The sequence below is a fragment of the Arthrobacter sp. Rue61a genome (assembly GCF_000294695.2).
In the GTDB taxonomy this organism is placed as follows: domain Bacteria; phylum Actinomycetota; class Actinomycetes; order Actinomycetales; family Micrococcaceae; genus Arthrobacter; species Arthrobacter aurescens_A.
Map to the genome: position 1 here is coordinate 2,053,140 of NC_018531.1, position 15,442 is coordinate 2,068,581.

Sequence of the window (15,442 nt, forward strand, 5' to 3'; positions counted from 1 at the left end):
GGTATCTCCTGGGCTGTACTGAAAGTGTGAGGTGGTGGTTGTGCCCTCCCCGCTGGAAGGGCACAACCTGCTGGTGGTGTTCTACGGTTCCGCGTGCTGCCCGGCCCCTTGTGGGTCCAACGCTTCGGCCGGGGTGCCTGTGGCGGTCTTGCCCTGCTTGCTGAGGGTCACCATGAGGATGGAGGAGAGCAACATGAAGCCGCCGACGACGAACATGGGGACCGTGTATCCGCCTGTCAGATCCTTGAGCCAGCCGGTGATGTAGCCGGCGCTGAAGCCTGCCAGATTGCCCACCGTGTTGATCAACGCGATGCCGGCCGCTGCTGCCGCACCCGTAAGGAACTGGGTGGGGACGGTCCAGAAGTTCGGCAGGGCCGCGAAGATGGACATGGCCGTGATGGTGATGACTGCGATGGTTGCGGCGGGGGATCCGGCGAACAGCGCCAGCGGGATGCTGATGCCGCCGATGAGGGCCGGAAGGGCGATGTGCCAGGTCTTCACGCCGCGCTTGGTTGCGTCCTTGGACCAGAAGTACAGGGCGAATGCTGCCGGGAGGTACGGAATGGCCGTGATGAGTCCCTTCTGGAACACATCGAACTTGGTGCCGTAGAGGCCTTCGAATCCGGCAATGATGGTTGGCAGGAAGAAGCCAAGGGCGTAGAGGCCGTAGATGAAGCCGAAGTAGATCATGGAGAGCATCCATACCCGGCCGTTACCGAAAACCGTGCGAACGCTGACGTGCTTGTTGCTGGCGGCTGTTTCCTTCTTTTCCTTTTCCAAGGCGCCGGTCAGCCAGGTCTTTTCCTCGGTGGTGAGCCACTTGGCTTTGGCAGGGGAGTCCGCCAGGTAGAACCAGGCGACGATGCCCACGATGATCGCGGGGATTGCGACGCCGAAGAACATGAAACGCCAGCCTTCAAGGCCGAAGAACACGCCGTGCTGCTGGATCAAAGCTCCGGCGAGGGGAGCGCCGATCACTGTGGTGAGTGGCTGTGCCAAGTAGAAGAGGGCCAGGATCTTGCTGCGGTGCTTGGACGGCACCCACAGGCTCAGGAAGAGGATGGCTCCGGGGAAGAAGCCCGCTTCTGCCACACCCAGAATGAAACGGAGGATGTAGAGCTGCTCAACGTTACCTACCCAGGTGAAGAGCAAAGACACGATGCCCCAGCTGACCATGATGCGTGCCAGCCAGCGGCGGGCGCCGAACTTGTGGAGCGCCAGGTTGCTGGGGATCTCCAGCAGGATGTAGCCGATAAAGAAGACGCCGGAGGCGAAGCCGAACTGGGCTGCGGACAGGGCGAGGTCGTTGTTCATGCCGTTGGGGCCGGCGAACGAGATGGCCGTGCGGTCCAGATAGTTGATGAAGAACATCAGGGCGACGAACGGCACCAGCCGGATTGCCACCTTCTTAATTGCGGATTTTTCGACCACCGATTGTGTGGTGTCCACATTGACTCCTAGATGTTGGTGTCCCTGCGGATCCTGCACTGGATGCGCCGGGCTGACTCGTGACCTTGCCGGCGGGGATCCGGCGATGGCGAAGCTTGTGATTTAAACCATAGGACGTTGCCCCCAAATTGGTCAACCGGTTGACGTATTTGTTTTGTTCCGGAACGATCGCCAGCTGGATTGGTCATCCGGTTGCTACGCTGAGAGCATGTCAGCGAACACCGCCGCGGCAGCGGCCCACATGACGGCGGCACTAGCCCCCATGGAACAAGGCTCCGTTGTGTCCGAAGTAGCGGAAAGACTCCTCGCCTACTTCACAAGTGGCGACATCGCGCCTGGCACCCGCCTCCCGGCGGAACGAAATTTGGCCGCTTCGTTGGGGGTTGGGCGTTCGGCTATTCGAGAAGCCCTCGCCGCCTTGGAGATCCTTGGAATTGTCGTCGTGCGGCCCGGTTCCGGGACCTACCTGCGCGACGGCGTCTCCGAGCTATTGCCGCGAACGCTCAGCTGGGGACTGATGCTGGGGGAGCCCAGGACCCGCGAACTGGTTGAATTGCGAAGCGGGCTGGAAGTTCAGGCTGTGGAGTTGGCCGCCCTCAGGGTCACGGACGAAGCCTTGGAACGAATGCGGGCCGACTTGGACGCGATGGAGAACAACCTCGATGATTTGGCTGCGTTCGTTGAGGCAGATGCCGCCTTCCATCGTGAGATTGCGGCTGCTTCAGGCAATTTGGTCCTGGAGGAACTCCTGCAGAGCATTCGCTCGCTGCTGCGTATCTGGGTGGACCGTGCCCTTACCGACGAAGGCCACGCCGAGGCTGCGCTCCGCGAACACACTGCCATCTTTGACGCGTTGAAGGCGCGTGACGCAGCTGCGGTCTCTGACACAATGCGATCCCACATGGCTACGGCATCACGGCGTTTACTCGCTGGGTTCGACGCAGCCCAATAGGGAGCCTCGTTCCGCCGGGGACCAGCGGCGGGCCGCCCCGAGCTCCGCAACGGCGTTGAGCCCGTCCAATGAATTTCTGTCCACCCAGGCGAGTCTCGTTCGTCAGTCAGTGAGAGTCCGCTTCGCCGCTCCGACTCTTCCTGCCGCAATACCGACCATCGACGATATGTCAGCTGTCGTTGGCTCAAATCGAAGTTCAGGCTGACTGCCGGAAGGGGTGTACAGCGCTTTTGCGCCATACCGGGAAGTTTTGCGGCACGTTTTCAGCAAAACAGAACCCTAAGTCGCCCGTCTCCAACGAAGCAGCCGGGGTGTTTTGGCGTACGTTGCTCAGCGCATGTGCCCTCGGGATCACGTCACCGATGAGACTCGCACTATCCCAGGACTAGCCCCCACCATTGAGGGCAACCGCTCTTGCACTAGACAGCCTGGGTGAGGTCGAGAAACTCACAATCCGGCGCAGCGAAGACGGACCGCTGGGCGCGAGAGCGAGCGGAAGTCGCTACTGAGCGGCGGTGTCCGAGATCGATTCATCGAGGAAGGCGCGGCGGTGTCCACGGACCTCCGCCATTGCTTCCGGGGAGAGGAGTGCTGCAAGATAGCCGTCGATAGTCGCGCCGACTCGGACACCATCGTGATCGTACAACCATTGCATCTGGAGTCCGTCGAGCAAGGCGATGAGCCCTGCGGCTAAGTCGGTGGGGTCGAGCTCGGAGGTGACCAGGCCATTGTTTAACGCGGCGGTGAAGGCTCTGCCGAGGTAGGTACGGAGGTCGGCGTAGCGCAGTCGGTAGTGCTCGTGAGCCGGGTGGTCATGCGCGGTGGCCTCTCCGGTGAGGATGCTCTGCAGGCCTACGACGCTGGCCATCTGGGCGTCGGCCTCGACGACAGCAAGTACGGCGGCGAACGAAGCTAGTCCTGTGGCAGAGAGCACGACGGTCGATCGCCGGTGGTGATGATCGTTCATCACTGCCTCGAGCAGGGCTTCCTTGGTGGGGAAGTGGTAGACAAGTCCTCGCTCGCTCACCTCGGCTCGGCGAGCGATCTCTTTAAAGGTAGACGCATGGAAGCCGATGGTTCCAAAGACCTCGGCGGCCGCCCGAACGATGCGTACCTGCACCTGCTCGGACTTCGCATAGCGCCCTCGAGGTCCCTTCGGGGACAGTTCCCCGGCGGTTGAGGGCGGGGTGGAGGTCAAAGCCATGCGGACAGTCTACCGATCTTGCGCTTGAGAGCGAAATTGAGTACGTTGTTGAATGTTGCGCAGAAGCGCGACTTTCGAATCGATCAATGGAGATTGTCATGAGTCGAGCGCCATCCGAGGACGGGTCGGCTACGTCGGTCGATCACAAGCGAGCAGTACTCGAGGAGGTGGCCGCCGATTCGGTCCTTCTGCCACAGACTGCGATGTCGCCGGGTCGAGCGGTCTTCGAGGCCATCGATGAGACTGATAGGCCCGATGCCGTGCCGACGACACGTCTGCGCGCTGGAGTCATCTGGGTCCTGGTGTTCCTGACCTTCGGCGCCTCGATGGCCGTCGTCACCCCGCTTGCATTCTCGCTGACGGTGAAGCTGGACATCCTCGTACCGGGCCGGGTCGACGTCCTCGGTCTCGTCACGGGAGTCGGTGCGATCGCATCCGTCATCGGGACTCCACTGGTCGGGGTGCTGTCCGATCGCACCCGTACGAGGCTTGGCCGGCGACGGCCCTGGGCGATTGTCGGCGCCGTCGCGGGACTCCTCGGCCTGTTCGTGTTGGCCACGGCGCCATCGGTGCCGATCCTTATCGCGGGATGGATCGTCACCCTTGTAGGTTGGCAGACGTCGAGCGCTATGGTCGTCGCATTCCTCGGCGACCGGCTCGCCGAAGAGCAGCGCGGACGCGTCTCGGCCTTCACCGGATTCGCCAACATGATCGCCCCGATCTTCGGGATCGGGCTCGTCTCGTCCGTCGCCTCACAATTGATCCTGCTGTTTCTCATCCCAGGAGTAATCGCCCTCCTCGGTGTGGTCGCCTTCGTGATCTTTGCACGAGAGGTGCCCAACCTCGCGCCGCCGAAGACGACCTCGGCCGCCCAGATCGTCTCCCAGATGGTCTTCAATCCCCGCAAGGCGCCGAACTACGCCTGGAACTGGCTTGGCCGCGCGCTCCTCTTCTTCGGCCTATCGTTTACCACGACCTACGGCACATACTTCATCGCGGCCCGGCTCGAACTGCCGGTCGACCAGGTCGGCGGTATCCTCGCCATTCTCGGCGTCGGCGGCATCGTAACGGGCGCAATCGGCGCAATAGGTGTGGGCTTCCTCTCGGACCGGCTCAAACGCCGCAAGATCTTCGTCCTGATCTCCGGCCTCATCATGCTGGCCGGAACCGTCCTGTCCGCGGCTTCCTACGAGATACCGGGCCTCATCGCCGGCGCCCTCCTCGCGACAATGGGAATCGGCGCGTTCTCCACTGTCGACCAGGCAATCGTCCTCGACGTTCTCCCCAACCGCGAGGAAGCCGGTCGGTATCTCGGCATCATGCAGCTGGCTCAACAGCTCCCGAACACGGTCGGGCCGCTTGCGGCGGCCGGGATTCTCGTCATCGGGGCCGCGGCAGAACCGAACTACACGCTGATGTACGTCCTGTCGGGAGCCCTCGCACTCGTCGGGGCGCTTGTCATCCTATTCAAGGTGAAAGACGTGCGGTAGCTAGATTGTCGTCCCTCACATCCAACGTTCATCCCCAGAAAGAGAGACAACCGTGAACCGACTGACCGATAAGGTCGCCCTCATCAGTGGGGCCGCCCGTGGCCTCGGTGCTGAATTCGCCCGAGAACTGGCCGCGGAAGGAGCTTGCGTCGTGATCGGCGATGTGCTCGACGAGGACGGAAGCCAGCTCGCGGAGGACATTGGGCCCTCGGCGCGTTTCGTTCATCTCGATGTCCGCAATTATGACGAGTGGTCCGGCGCGGTCAAGGAGGCGGAACGAGAATTCGGTCGACTGGACATTCTTGTAAACAACGCAGGAGTCGTGCGCAGTGCCCCGATCGATGAGCACACCCTCGACGACTGGAACTTAGTCATCGACATCAACCTGACCGGGTCGTTTCATGGAATCCGGGCGGCTGCGACGGCGCTCAAGGCCTCTGGACGTGGCTCGATCATCAACATATCCTCCGATGCAGGACTTCAGGGGTACGGCGGGATCACCGGCTACAACGCGTCTAAATTCGGCCTCCGCGGGCTGACGAAGAGTGCCGCGATCGATTTGGGTCCGTACAACGTGAGGGTGAACACCGTGCATCCGGGTCTCATCAGCACGCCGCTGCTGCAGGGTATGAAGTTTCCCCAGGACCACGTCGCACTTCACCGAATGGGGGAGATGAGCGAGATCGCGAAACTGGTCGTCTTCCTCGCAAGCGATGAGTCGTCGTTCTCGACGGGCGCCGAGTTCGTCGCGGACGGCGGAGAGAGCGCCGGCCTGGCCCACGCCGCCTCGTAGGACCGGTCGCTTCAGCAGTCCAAGGAGACATCGATCGAGCATCCGCTCGTGCACACCGGAGGAGAACCATCAGATGAACAACTACCCACTGATCGAGGGCCTGAGTCTCGAGGATAAGGCCTCGCTCATTTCCGGCTTCGCTTTTTGGAACACCACGGCGATCGAGACCTCGGGCATACCTTCAGTCGTCCTGTCGGACGGCCCACACGGGGTACGCCGCCAAGAGCAAGGGGCCGACCACCTCGGCATCAACGCAGCCAGACCGTCGACGGCCTTCCCGACAGCCTCCGCATCGGCCAGCTCATGGGACCGGGACCTGCTGGGCACTATGGGTGTCGCTCTGGGGGTGGAGGCTCGGGCCCTCGGGGTCGATGTTCTGCTCGGTCCAGGAGTCAACATCAAACGCAGTCCGTTGTGCGGACGCAACTTCGAGTACTTCTCTGAGGATCCACTCCTGTCAGGCGAGCTCGGTGCCGCTTGGGTACGTGGTCTGAAAAGCCAGGGAGTGGGGGCGTCGGTCAAGCATTACGTTGCGAACGACCAGGAGACCGACCGCATGAGCATCAGCGCCGAGGTCGACGAGCGTACCCTGCGGGAGATCTATCTCAAGGCGTTCCATCGAGTAGTAGCGAAATCATCGCCGGCCACAGTGATGGTCGCATACAACGCAGTGAACGGCGAGCCCGTCATCTCCAATCACTGGCTGCTCACTCAGATCCTCAGAGAGGAGTGGGCCTACGACGGCGTCGTCGTGTCCGACTGGGGAGCCGCCGCCTCAGACGTCGTCGCTGCAGTTCGAGCGGGCCTCGATCTCGACATGCCCGGAACAGGGGCGGGATCCGCCGCCCTGATCGACGCGGTGACTAGCGGCACCCTAGACGAGGCGATCCTCGATCGGGCGGCGTCCCGGGTCGTAGAGCTCGCGACGACCTTAGTCGGGAACCGCGCCCACGCGTCTGATCTTGACGTCGATGCGCACCACGCGCTGGCGAGGAAGATCGCCGAGCAATCCGGAGTTCTTCTCAAGAACGAAGGCGTCCTCCCGCTCACCGCAGAAACCGCCGGAACGATCGCCGTCGTCGGGGAGTTCGCGCGGACACCCCGCTATCAGGGTGCAGGAAGCAGTCACATCGTGCCGACCCGGCTCGACTCCGCCCTCGATGCAATCCGTGAACGAGCAGGCGATCGTCTCGTTCACTTCGAACCCGGATTCACCCTGGATGGAAAGCACAACGTCGAACTCGTCGATCGGGCCGTCGCCGCCGCTCACGACGCGACCGACGTGGTCGTGTTCCTGGGCCTGCCCCCCGAGGATGAATCCGAAGCTTTCGACCGCGTCACGATGGACCTTCCCGCCGACCAGCTCGCCCTGCTTCAGCGCATCGCATCGGTCAATGATCGAGTCACCGTGGTGCTCTCCAACGGGGGAGTCGTCTCCGTCGAACCCTGGCGCGGGAGCGTCGCCGCCATCCTCGAGATGTGGCTGGGGGGACAGGCCGCCGGTAGCGCGGCCGCCTCGCTCCTCTTCGGAGACGCGAACCCCTCCGGCAAGCTGGCCGAAACCATCCCCCTCGCCCTCGCGGACACATCCTCCTTCCACAACTTCCCTGGAAATGGCCAGACCGTCCTTTACGGCGAGCGAATCTACGTGGGATACCGGCACTTCGACTCGGTCCGCCACGACGTCGCCTACCCGTTCGGCCACGGCCTCTCATACACCAGCTTCAAGTACCAGGACCTCCGCGTCGATGTCATCGAGGATGCCCTGGAGGTTCAGGTCACCATTACCAACTCGGGACCGCGAGACGGAGCCGAGATCGTGCAGTTCTACTCCGTTCCGCCGAAGTCGGGAGAGGATCGTCCGACCCACGAACTCATCGGATTCGAGAAAGTCACGGTCCAAACGGGAGCCAGTGTCAGGGTCACCACACGCATCCCACTAGGCGACCTGGACTACTGGAGCATTAAATCCCGACAATGGGTGCGTGCCGACGGCGTGTACACGATCCAGGTGGCGGCCTCCTCACGTGACATCCGCTTGGAGGCTGGCATCGAACTTGTCGGCACCGAACCCGCACGGCCACTGACGCTCGACTCCGCCATGGGCGACTGGTTCGCCGACGCGGACGGTGCGGTTGCCCTGCAGGAGATGATGGCCCAGTTCGCGACGCGGGGCTCGGGCGAGTGGGATGACGCCACCCGGCCGCTAGTGCTCCCCATGCCGCTCCGCACCATCCTGCCGATGGCCGCGTCAAAGTTGCCGTTCCCCGTGCTGGGAGAGCGACTGCTTCAACGACTGTCTGAACTCCGGGCAGACCCGATCGGCCGGTCATGACAGCCGCCCGCCTGCCTCGCGCCCGGGTCATCGTCGACAACGACTTCGCGGGTGACCCAGACGATCTCTTTCAGCTGGCTCATCATCTGCTCTCCCCGTCCGTCGAGATCCCCTTCGTGATTTCCTCCCGGCTGCCCGCGAATCCGCCGGAAGCTCAGATCGGATCGATCGAACGGGGAGCCTCGGTCGTGGCCGCACTTCTCGAGCAGATGGGGCTCGAGGTACCCGTTCTCCGCGGATCCGAGCGGGACCGGATCGGCGATGCACCGGTTAGGTCCGAGGCGAGCGACGCAATCGTCGCCGAAGCGTTGCGCGACGACACCGACCTGCCCCTCTACCTCGTTCTGGGAGGCGGACTCACCGAACTCGCGAACGCCTATCTCACCGAGCCCGCCATCTCGCGTCGGCTCACGGCCATCTGGATCGGCGGTGCTGGCTACGCAGAGATCCAGCCTGCCGAACCCGGGGTGTTCGGGGCCGAGTACAACATGGACATCGACGTGCCAAGCGCCCAGATCGTCTACGCGTCATCCATTCCGCTGTGGCAGGTTCCCGAGGACGCCCAACGGCGTTGCCTCGTGTCTTGGTCTGAGCTGCGAGAACGGGTGGGAGGGCTGGGTGGTTTCGGAGCACATCTGATGGCTGCCCTGGACGAGTTCGCCGACCTGGTCGGTGTCCACGGGGGCCTGAACCTGGGGGAGACCTATGCTCTCGGGGACAGCCCGCTGGTCCTGCTAACAGCGCTGCAGTCGGCCTTCGACCCGGATCCGGCCTCGTCGGAGTCGCAGATTGTGCCCCGGCCGTCCATCACGGATTCCGGTTGGTACGGAGCAGCCCAGCCAGACCGACCCCCAGTGCGCGTCTTCACCCGATTGGACACCCGTCTCATGTTCGAGGACATGTACGCGAAGTTCGCCGCGCACGCCCGATCCAGCACGACGTCGTCGACCTCAAAGGAAGCAGAATGACACCCGACCAGATCCTCCGCAAACTCACCCTCGATGAGAAGGTCGCTCAACTCACGGGGGTCATGATGACCGATCTTCTCGCGCCGCCCGTGGAAGGGAGTGACGCTGCGTTCAGCTTCGACGTCGCGCGCCTCGCGTCCCTTCGTCCACACGGCGTGGGGCACCTCTCCATGGCGTGGTTCGCCGGGAGCACCCGCGAACGGCTCCGGAACGACGTGAGCGCCATCCAAGCGCAGATCACCGAAAGCGCTCCCTTCGGCATTGGCGTTCTCGTCCACTTCGAGGCCATCAGCGGCGTCACCCATCAGGCGGCCCCGCAGTTCCCGACCGCCTGGGCGCAAGCGGCGGCTTGGGATCCCGAGCTCATCGAGGCGCAGGCCGCGGTCTCCTCCGCCTACGTGCACGACGTCGGCGGGCACCTCGTCTTCTCGCCCGTCATGGATATCGCACGCGACCCGCGCTGGGGCCGAGTGCACGAAACCTACGGAGAGGACCCTGAGCTCGTCGCGCGGAGCGCGGTCTCCTTCGTACACGGGATCCACGGCCGAGGTGCGGCGCCGTCCGTTCTCGCCACCGGCAAGCACTTCCTCGGCTACGCGGCGTCGGAAGGCGGTCTCAACCAGGCGATAACCACACTCGGCCGTCGTGCCCTCGTCGATGAGTACGCTGAGCCCTTCCGTCGTGCGATCGACGAAGCCGGACTGGCCGTGGTCATGAACTCCTATAACGACATCGACGGAGTGCCGGCCGTAGCCAACCGCTGGCTGCTGACAGAACTCCTGCGCGACCAACTGGGCTTCACCGGCATGGTGGTCAGCGATTACGACTCGGTCAAGATGCTGGAGACGATCTTCCACACCGCCCGCACGCCCGGGGAAGCGGCGGCGCAGGCATTGGCCGCCGGCATCGACGCCGAACTCCCGTCCATGGACAGATTCGCCGGTCTCGCCGACGAAGTGCAATCCGGTCGCCTCGACGAACGAATTGTCGACCAGGCGGTCGAGCGTGTTCTCGACCTCAAGAACAGACTCGGCCTCATCCCCGGCTCGGCGCGGCATGCCGGCAGACCGGCACCTCCCGCTCACGAAACGGCAGCACTGGGAAAGCAGATCGCCGACCAAGCCGTAACCCTTCTCACGAACGACGGCGTGCTGCCGCTGAAACCGGGAACGCGCATCGTCGTCGTAGGGCCGGCCGCCGATGAACTGCGGATCCACTTCGGTGCCTACACCTCAGCATCGGATGCCGAGATGCTGCTCGGTTCGAGGGCACTGGCCGCCGGCGAGATCCCCGGCATCGACCCCGAGACGTTCGTCTTCACGGATATCTTCCAGGCACGCATGCCCGGGATCGAACCCCGTTTCGAAATGAACGCGCGGGCGGCGCACCCCGATGCACCCACTCTCCTGGCATCACTCCGAGCTCGCTCATCGTCCGTGGCGTGCCACCCTATCGGATCGTTCCTCGGGGACGCGAGCTGGGGTGACGAGTCGCTGGCGGCGGTACTCGCCGAGGCAGACGTCGTGGTCGCAGCGGTCGGAGAGCGCACAGGCTGGGTCGGGAACAACACGGCCGGAGAGGGCCAGACAACTGCTGAACCGAGGCTTCCCGGAGACCAGGAGAAACTGATCCACTCGATCGCTCAGTTGGGTGTTCCCGTCGTCACTGTTGTGGTCACCGGGCGGCCGCTGCTACTGGAAGAGGTCTCCCAGCAGTCGAATGCGCTCGTGCTTGCGCCTCTACTCGGCGAGCATGCCGGCCCGGCGATAGCCGACGTGCTCTTCGGAACCGTGAATCCCAGCGGGAAGCTGCCGAGCACATTCCCTCGATCGGTCGGTCAGCTGCCGATCTATCACGGTCACCATTACGGCAGTGGATACGACCATCCGTCGGGCACCCGACATGGGTACAACGATCTCGCGGACTCATCACCACTCTTCGCATTCGGGCACGGGCTGTCCTATACGACGTTCGACGTCACCGAAGCTGCCGATACTTCGGCGAAGGCCGACGAGTTGGCTCTGACGGTAACGGTGACCAACACAGGCAAGTGTGCCGGCTCAACGGTCATTCAGCTCTACGGCCGTGTGACCGCAGCGCCGGTCGTGCGTCCGGTCCGACAGCTACTCGACTTCAGACGGGTCGAGCTCGATCCCGGCGAATCGACTAGCCTAGCGCTCAGCGCCCCGGTGACGCGGCTGTCGTACACCGGTCTGGACGGGTCGCGGTATGTACCTGACGGCACCGTAGCATTGTCCGTCGGCCTAGCCTCCGATGACATCCGGATTTCGAGCACCATCGAACTGCCCCGCTATGAGCGATTGTACGGCCGCGTTTAGGCGGACGTCGCGATGCTCACTACTCCTACTCAATTCTTGCCATGTTCGTGGTCTAAAGCATCATCTCGGTAGGACCGCTGGTGACCTTGGAAGTAGAAGCATTCCAAACACGCCGCCGCGTACGTTCGTGCTGTATTGATAGCCCGGAGGCCGATCTCGGTGATGTGCTGGAGAAAATCAAGAAAGAGAAGTTTCGGGGCCTGTGCTGAGGTAGATCAACGTGCAGAGAGCCCGTAAGGCTGACGTGGCCACGAACAGGGTGGCGGCAGCCAACTAGTCCAAAGCGCCCCGGCGGCCATCCCTGATGGCAGCGAAAAGACGGCTGGTGCCGGCGTTCGAGAACTTGCCGGTGCACATCTGCTGACGTCGCCGCCTCATCAGACCCTGACAGCGTAGCTCTAAGTGCGGGGCTCAAGGGAAAAGCGCACAACCGATCCCCGAGAACAGCCCTTTTTGCAAGGCACTCCCACACTCGGGTTTCAGAAGGCCGATAATGGAAATTCCATAAAGCTGGAGGAGCGGCACCTGAGTTGCCTGAGACGAGCGTTGGCGGCGAACTGTGCGCGAAACCAATGGCGCGGCACCTGGCTGGCGACGTTTTGGGTGCAATAGAAACGTACGGACATCGTTCTGACGTAACCGCGATGCGTGAGAATCAGCCTGCGGCAGACCTGCCTCTGATGTGGATGGAGGTTCCAAGGAAGTCGCCGGCAACCTGAAGCAAGCCCACGGTATCGAAATAGTCCAGCGCCTGCGCCCGATGGAGAGCGTCATTACGGGCATCATTCAAGCGTTTCAGATCCTCGAAAGCCACGTCGAACTCAACGCCGGACACTTGGGCTATGTCAATGGAACGACCCAGCGTTGGTCCTCGGGTCCGCAGGAGAAGATGTCGCAGATCGCTGCGATGACCTGGAGGGCAACGCGTTCGGGTTTCTTACGTCCGCGCTGGCTGAATATAGCGAGATACCGCCTTGCGGACCGAAAAGTCCTCCATTCTCCGACAACACAGGCGTAAGAACTTTGTAGTGTGCATGACCCAAATGCGTATGATGCATATGTTGAGACTTGGGTATTCATTCCTCGTCATCGAGCGCTTGGCGGCCGCGATCATCGATCCCATACAGTGACTAATCCACTTACCTTGGAGGACAAATAGCTGTGCTTGTGACCAGCCCCGACTTCTTGACCGGCGGACGCTTAGACGACCAGTATGCTGCCTCCGGTGGTAATACCGAACCACGTATCCATGTCACCCAGGTGCCCACGGGCACGCGTGAACTCGCGCTTATTGTGCATGACCCAGACGCTCCCATTCCCTATGGGTTCACCCATCTACTTAGGTATGGCCTCGCCGGTGTTTCTGGACTGGCCGGTGCAAGCACTGCTCAGCGAGACGGCCTAAACGACTTCGGCCACCGGGGCTACGATGGACCGATGCCACCTGAAGGGCATGGAATCCACCACTATTACTTCTGGGTGTATGCCTTGGACAAGCCAGTTCTTGGGGAGCCAAGCCGCCTCGAATTCCTCAATGCGTACGCTGAGCGAATAATTGCCCAGGAACGCATGGTCGGAACGTACTCACGCGTCTAAGAAAAACGGTCTCGGTCGCCCCAACGGCAGCAATTGTGGATAACCATAGGAATTGTCCGGGGTCGTCGGCGACGCCGGAGCTACGCCTCTCACTGATTCCGGATCAGGTTCCTACTTCTGGGGCCCAACCCGGCGCGTAGCTGAAGAACGCGGCGGCCTTGTTGTTCCACTCGCCGAAGACGCAGTTGAGGGCGTTCAGCAGCGCCGAGGAGGTGATGTGGTTGTACTCCGGGGTGACGAACACGAAGCCTTCGAAGCGTGTGCTGGTGCTCGTAGGCGCCGAGTAGGGCCGGCACGGCCTGGTTTAGCAGAGGGGAAGGCGACCTCTTCGAGGTTGACGAACTCGTAGGTCGTAGAGGACCTCGCGGCGGACTGATGCTGAATCCAGCGGGCAACGGCCGGCGCCGTTGCGTCCCGGTGGGGTACTGCCCATGACGACTGCGATGTTCATGGAGTCATGAGTCTGCGCCCTCTGCGGATGCTGCTAGGGATCATAGGAATCCGCAGGCGGGTCATTGATCGACCCGCCTGCGATGGAGGACTATTTGCCTTCTGCTTCGCGGGAGATGGGGGCCCACTCGGCCCACTCTGCTAGGCGTTGCTGGTAGATGTGCGGGGCGATGTGGGTGGGCTGCTCACCGAAGAACACGCGCAGCGGGGCCTTCTCGGCGTCGATGACCTTGCGGATCGCGGACCCGAATCCGACGGGCTTCGGCTGAGGGCCACTGACCATTGAGGCCATGGCTGTATGGATGGCCTCGTATTGGGGCTGGGCATCGGCCACAACGGCGGACGCGCTGCCCCAGTCGGTGTCGAACCCGCCGGGCTCGACCAGGGTGACCTTGATACCGAAGCCCGCGACCTCCTGGGACAGGGATTCAGTGAGACCCTCTAAGGCCCACTTGGAGGCGTGGTAGCCCCCAAGGCTCGGGAAGGCGCCCACGCCGCCGATGGTGGAGATCTGGATGATGTGCCCCGAACCTTGCTCGCGGAGGATCGGTAGGACCGCCTGGGTGACATGGAACACGCCGAAGAGGTTGGTCTCGAGCTGGTCCCGCAGCTGCTGTTCGGTGATCTCCTCGACGGTGCCGAAAAGGCCGTAGCCGGCGTTGTTGATCACGACGTCGAGCGAACCGAAGGTGTCATGCGCCTGCTTCACCGCGGCGAAAACGCCGTCGCGGTCGGTGACATCGAGTTGGAGTGGGAGCACGGCATCGCCGTACTTCTCAACGAGATCGTTCAGGGTGTCCGTATTGCGGGCAGTTGCTGCTACCTTGTCGCCCTTCTCAAGGGCGGCGAGAACGAACTCACGGCCAAATCCCTTCGATGAACCGGTGACGAACCAAACCTTGCTCATAATGCTCCTTCAGAACCAAGCGCCCCTCTGGCGCCATAAAGTAACTATATGCCTATACTGACACCGAGTGTCAAGATCGCATCCAGCGGATATAATGGGTGAATGAGCGATACGACCCCGGTTCCGATCAGAGCGCGAACACGCCGTCTCGCGCAGACCGAACTGACCGCGGTGGCGCAGGACCTGTTCGTTGCGCAGGGCTACGACAACACCACCGTCGACCAGATTGCCGCGGCAGCAGGCATGTCCAAACGCACTTTCTTCCGCTACTTCCCCTCCAAAGACGACCTCGTGATCGGCAAGTACGATCTCTTCGCAGACCGGATGGCCGAGGCCTTGGATGCCCGCCCCAAGAGTGAGCCAGTGTGGGAATCTTTGCGCCGCATGTTCGACATCACCCTCGACTACGTTCAGGATGAGCATCAGCGCGCCCGGATCGATGCCATGGATGGGATCGTCAGGAGCACACCCCAGCTTTATGCCCGCTACCTGGAGAAGATGCAACGCGTGCAGGAACTCCTCGTCGGGCGCGTCGCCGTTCGCCTCAATGACGACGAACACAACCCATCGGACCCCAGGCCAGCCGCCATTGTGGGCGCGGCCTTCGCATGCATGCAGGCGGCCCGGCAGGCATGGTTCGCCTCAGATCGCAGCGAAGCGTTCGGCAGCTACCTCGACGACGCGATGGCCGCTCTGAAGATCGACCGCGCCAGTCGAATGACGGCCGTCGCCAGGGAGATCGGCGAACGGGACGTTAACTGACCCTCTGCTGTGAGTAACGCCACCATCCATTCAAGAGTGGCTCCCCGCTCCAGCCGGAGCCCGTCAGCAGATTCTGATACGAGGGGTTTCCGACACTCACCACGTTCGGGATGACGGGTCGATTCGATCAGGATGACTTCAAACTCTCTCGGAAATTGCGAATGGCCTCGGTTAGCTCCTCGGGGGCGTCCGTCTGC

General features: G+C 62.6%; 14 protein-coding genes and 1 pseudogene. 9 read left to right on the forward strand and 6 right to left on the reverse strand.

What is annotated here, in order from left to right:
• Positions 1 to 81: 81 nt before the first annotated feature.
• A complete protein-coding gene (locus ARUE_RS09330) occupies positions 82 to 1,449 on the reverse strand; it encodes an MFS transporter (RefSeq protein ID WP_043470087.1) in 1,368 nt (455 codons plus the stop codon).
• Between the two features lie 208 nt (positions 1,450 to 1,657).
• Here ARUE_RS09330 and ARUE_RS09335 point away from each other — a divergent pair, with 208 nt between their 5' ends.
• The gene (locus ARUE_RS09335) at positions 1,658 to 2,401 is read left to right on the forward strand and encodes a FadR/GntR family transcriptional regulator (protein WP_014921558.1); all 744 of its coding nucleotides are present in this window, start codon (positions 1,658 to 1,660) and stop codon (positions 2,399 to 2,401) included.
• 502 nt (positions 2,402 to 2,903) lie between these two features.
• Here the strand turns inward: ARUE_RS09335 and ARUE_RS09340 are convergent.
• Entirely contained in the window at positions 2,904 to 3,605 is a 702-nt protein-coding gene (locus ARUE_RS09340; RefSeq protein WP_014921559.1) for a TetR/AcrR family transcriptional regulator, read from the reverse strand.
• An 86-nt stretch (positions 3,606 to 3,691) separates the two neighbouring features.
• Between ARUE_RS09340 and ARUE_RS09345 the strand changes: the two genes are divergently transcribed.
• The 6 genes from ARUE_RS09345 (at position 3,692) to ARUE_RS24655 (ending at position 11,739) form a co-directional block, all read left to right on the forward strand.
• Positions 3,692 to 5,095 carry an MFS transporter gene (locus ARUE_RS09345; protein ID WP_081589130.1) on the forward strand — a complete coding sequence of 468 codons (1,404 nt, stop codon included), beginning with the start codon at positions 3,692 to 3,694 and terminating at the stop codon, positions 5,093 to 5,095.
• 52 nt (positions 5,096 to 5,147) lie between these two features.
• Positions 5,148 to 5,888 (forward strand): SDR family oxidoreductase, encoded by a 741-nt coding sequence (locus ARUE_RS09350; RefSeq protein ID WP_014921561.1) that lies wholly within the window; start codon positions 5,148 to 5,150, stop codon positions 5,886 to 5,888.
• Between the two features lie 73 nt (positions 5,889 to 5,961).
• On the forward strand, positions 5,962 to 8,223 hold the full coding sequence (locus ARUE_RS09355; protein WP_014921562.1) for a beta-glucosidase family protein: 2,262 nt from the start codon (positions 5,962 to 5,964) through the stop codon (positions 8,221 to 8,223).
• A complete protein-coding gene (locus ARUE_RS09360; protein ID WP_014921563.1) occupies positions 8,220 to 9,191 on the forward strand; it encodes a nucleoside hydrolase in 972 nt (323 codons plus the stop codon). The genes ARUE_RS09355 and ARUE_RS09360 overlap by 4 nt, the downstream gene beginning before the upstream one ends.
• Entirely contained in the window at positions 9,188 to 11,530 is a 2,343-nt protein-coding gene (locus ARUE_RS09365) for a glycoside hydrolase family 3 protein (RefSeq protein WP_014921564.1), read from the forward strand. The genes ARUE_RS09360 and ARUE_RS09365 overlap by 4 nt, the downstream gene beginning before the upstream one ends.
• An 80-nt stretch (positions 11,531 to 11,610) precedes the next feature.
• On the forward strand, positions 11,611 to 11,739 hold the full coding sequence (locus ARUE_RS24655) for a hypothetical protein (RefSeq protein WP_286140327.1): 129 nt from the start codon (positions 11,611 to 11,613) through the stop codon (positions 11,737 to 11,739).
• Positions 11,740 to 12,185: 446 nt separating this feature from the next.
• On the opposite strand, the gene ARUE_RS09370 is transcribed toward ARUE_RS24655, so the two are convergent.
• Positions 12,186 to 12,365, reverse strand: coding sequence for a hypothetical protein (locus ARUE_RS09370; protein WP_014921565.1), 180 nt, complete (start codon positions 12,363 to 12,365; stop codon positions 12,186 to 12,188).
• Between the two features lie 5 nt (positions 12,366 to 12,370).
• Complete coding sequence (locus ARUE_RS24660; RefSeq protein WP_286140328.1) at positions 12,371 to 12,610, reverse strand: helix-turn-helix domain-containing protein; 240 nt, start codon at positions 12,608 to 12,610, stop codon at positions 12,371 to 12,373.
• An 87-nt stretch (positions 12,611 to 12,697) separates the two neighbouring features.
• On the opposite strand from ARUE_RS24660, the gene ARUE_RS09375 reads away from it, so the two are divergent.
• Positions 12,698 to 13,126 carry a YbhB/YbcL family Raf kinase inhibitor-like protein gene (locus ARUE_RS09375; RefSeq protein WP_202949986.1) on the forward strand — a complete coding sequence of 143 codons (429 nt, stop codon included), beginning with the start codon at positions 12,698 to 12,700 and terminating at the stop codon, positions 13,124 to 13,126.
• A gap of 103 nt (positions 13,127 to 13,229) precedes the next feature.
• On the opposite strand, the pseudogene ARUE_RS23745 reads toward ARUE_RS09375, so the two are convergent.
• Positions 13,230 to 13,373 (reverse strand): annotated as a pseudogene (locus ARUE_RS23745) (NADPH-dependent FMN reductase); the annotation flags it as partial.
• Between the two features lie 294 nt (positions 13,374 to 13,667).
• Positions 13,668 to 14,483, reverse strand: coding sequence for an SDR family oxidoreductase (locus ARUE_RS09385; protein ID WP_014921568.1), 816 nt, complete (start codon positions 14,481 to 14,483; stop codon positions 13,668 to 13,670).
• Positions 14,484 to 14,585: 102 nt separating this feature from the next.
• Between ARUE_RS09385 and ARUE_RS09390 the strand changes: the two genes are divergently transcribed.
• Positions 14,586 to 15,245, forward strand: coding sequence for a TetR family transcriptional regulator (locus tag ARUE_RS09390; protein WP_014921569.1), 660 nt, complete (start codon positions 14,586 to 14,588; stop codon positions 15,243 to 15,245).
• Positions 15,246 to 15,442: the final 197 nt, after the last annotated feature.

Bases quoted from the DNA above. Each gene is read 5' to 3' on its own strand.
- ARUE_RS09335 (WP_014921558.1), top strand. From the start codon at position 1,658: ATGTCAGCGAACACCGCCGCGGCAGCGGCCCACATGACGGCGGCACTA.
- ARUE_RS09340 (WP_014921559.1), bottom strand. From the start codon at position 3,605: ATGGCTTTGACCTCCACCCCGCCCTCAACCGCCGGGGAACTGTCCCCG.
- ARUE_RS09345 (WP_081589130.1), top strand. From the start codon at position 3,692: ATGGAGATTGTCATGAGTCGAGCGCCATCCGAGGACGGGTCGGCTACG.
- ARUE_RS09355 (WP_014921562.1), top strand. From the start codon at position 5,962: ATGAACAACTACCCACTGATCGAGGGCCTGAGTCTCGAGGATAAGGCC.
- ARUE_RS09360 (WP_014921563.1), top strand. From the start codon at position 8,220: ATGACAGCCGCCCGCCTGCCTCGCGCCCGGGTCATCGTCGACAACGAC.
- ARUE_RS09365 (WP_014921564.1), top strand. From the start codon at position 9,188: ATGACACCCGACCAGATCCTCCGCAAACTCACCCTCGATGAGAAGGTC.
- ARUE_RS24660 (WP_286140328.1), bottom strand. From the start codon at position 12,610: ATGAATACCCAAGTCTCAACATATGCATCATACGCATTTGGGTCATGC.
- ARUE_RS09385 (WP_014921568.1), bottom strand. From the start codon at position 14,483: ATGAGCAAGGTTTGGTTCGTCACCGGTTCATCGAAGGGATTTGGCCGT.
- ARUE_RS09390 (WP_014921569.1), top strand. From the start codon at position 14,586: ATGAGCGATACGACCCCGGTTCCGATCAGAGCGCGAACACGCCGTCTC.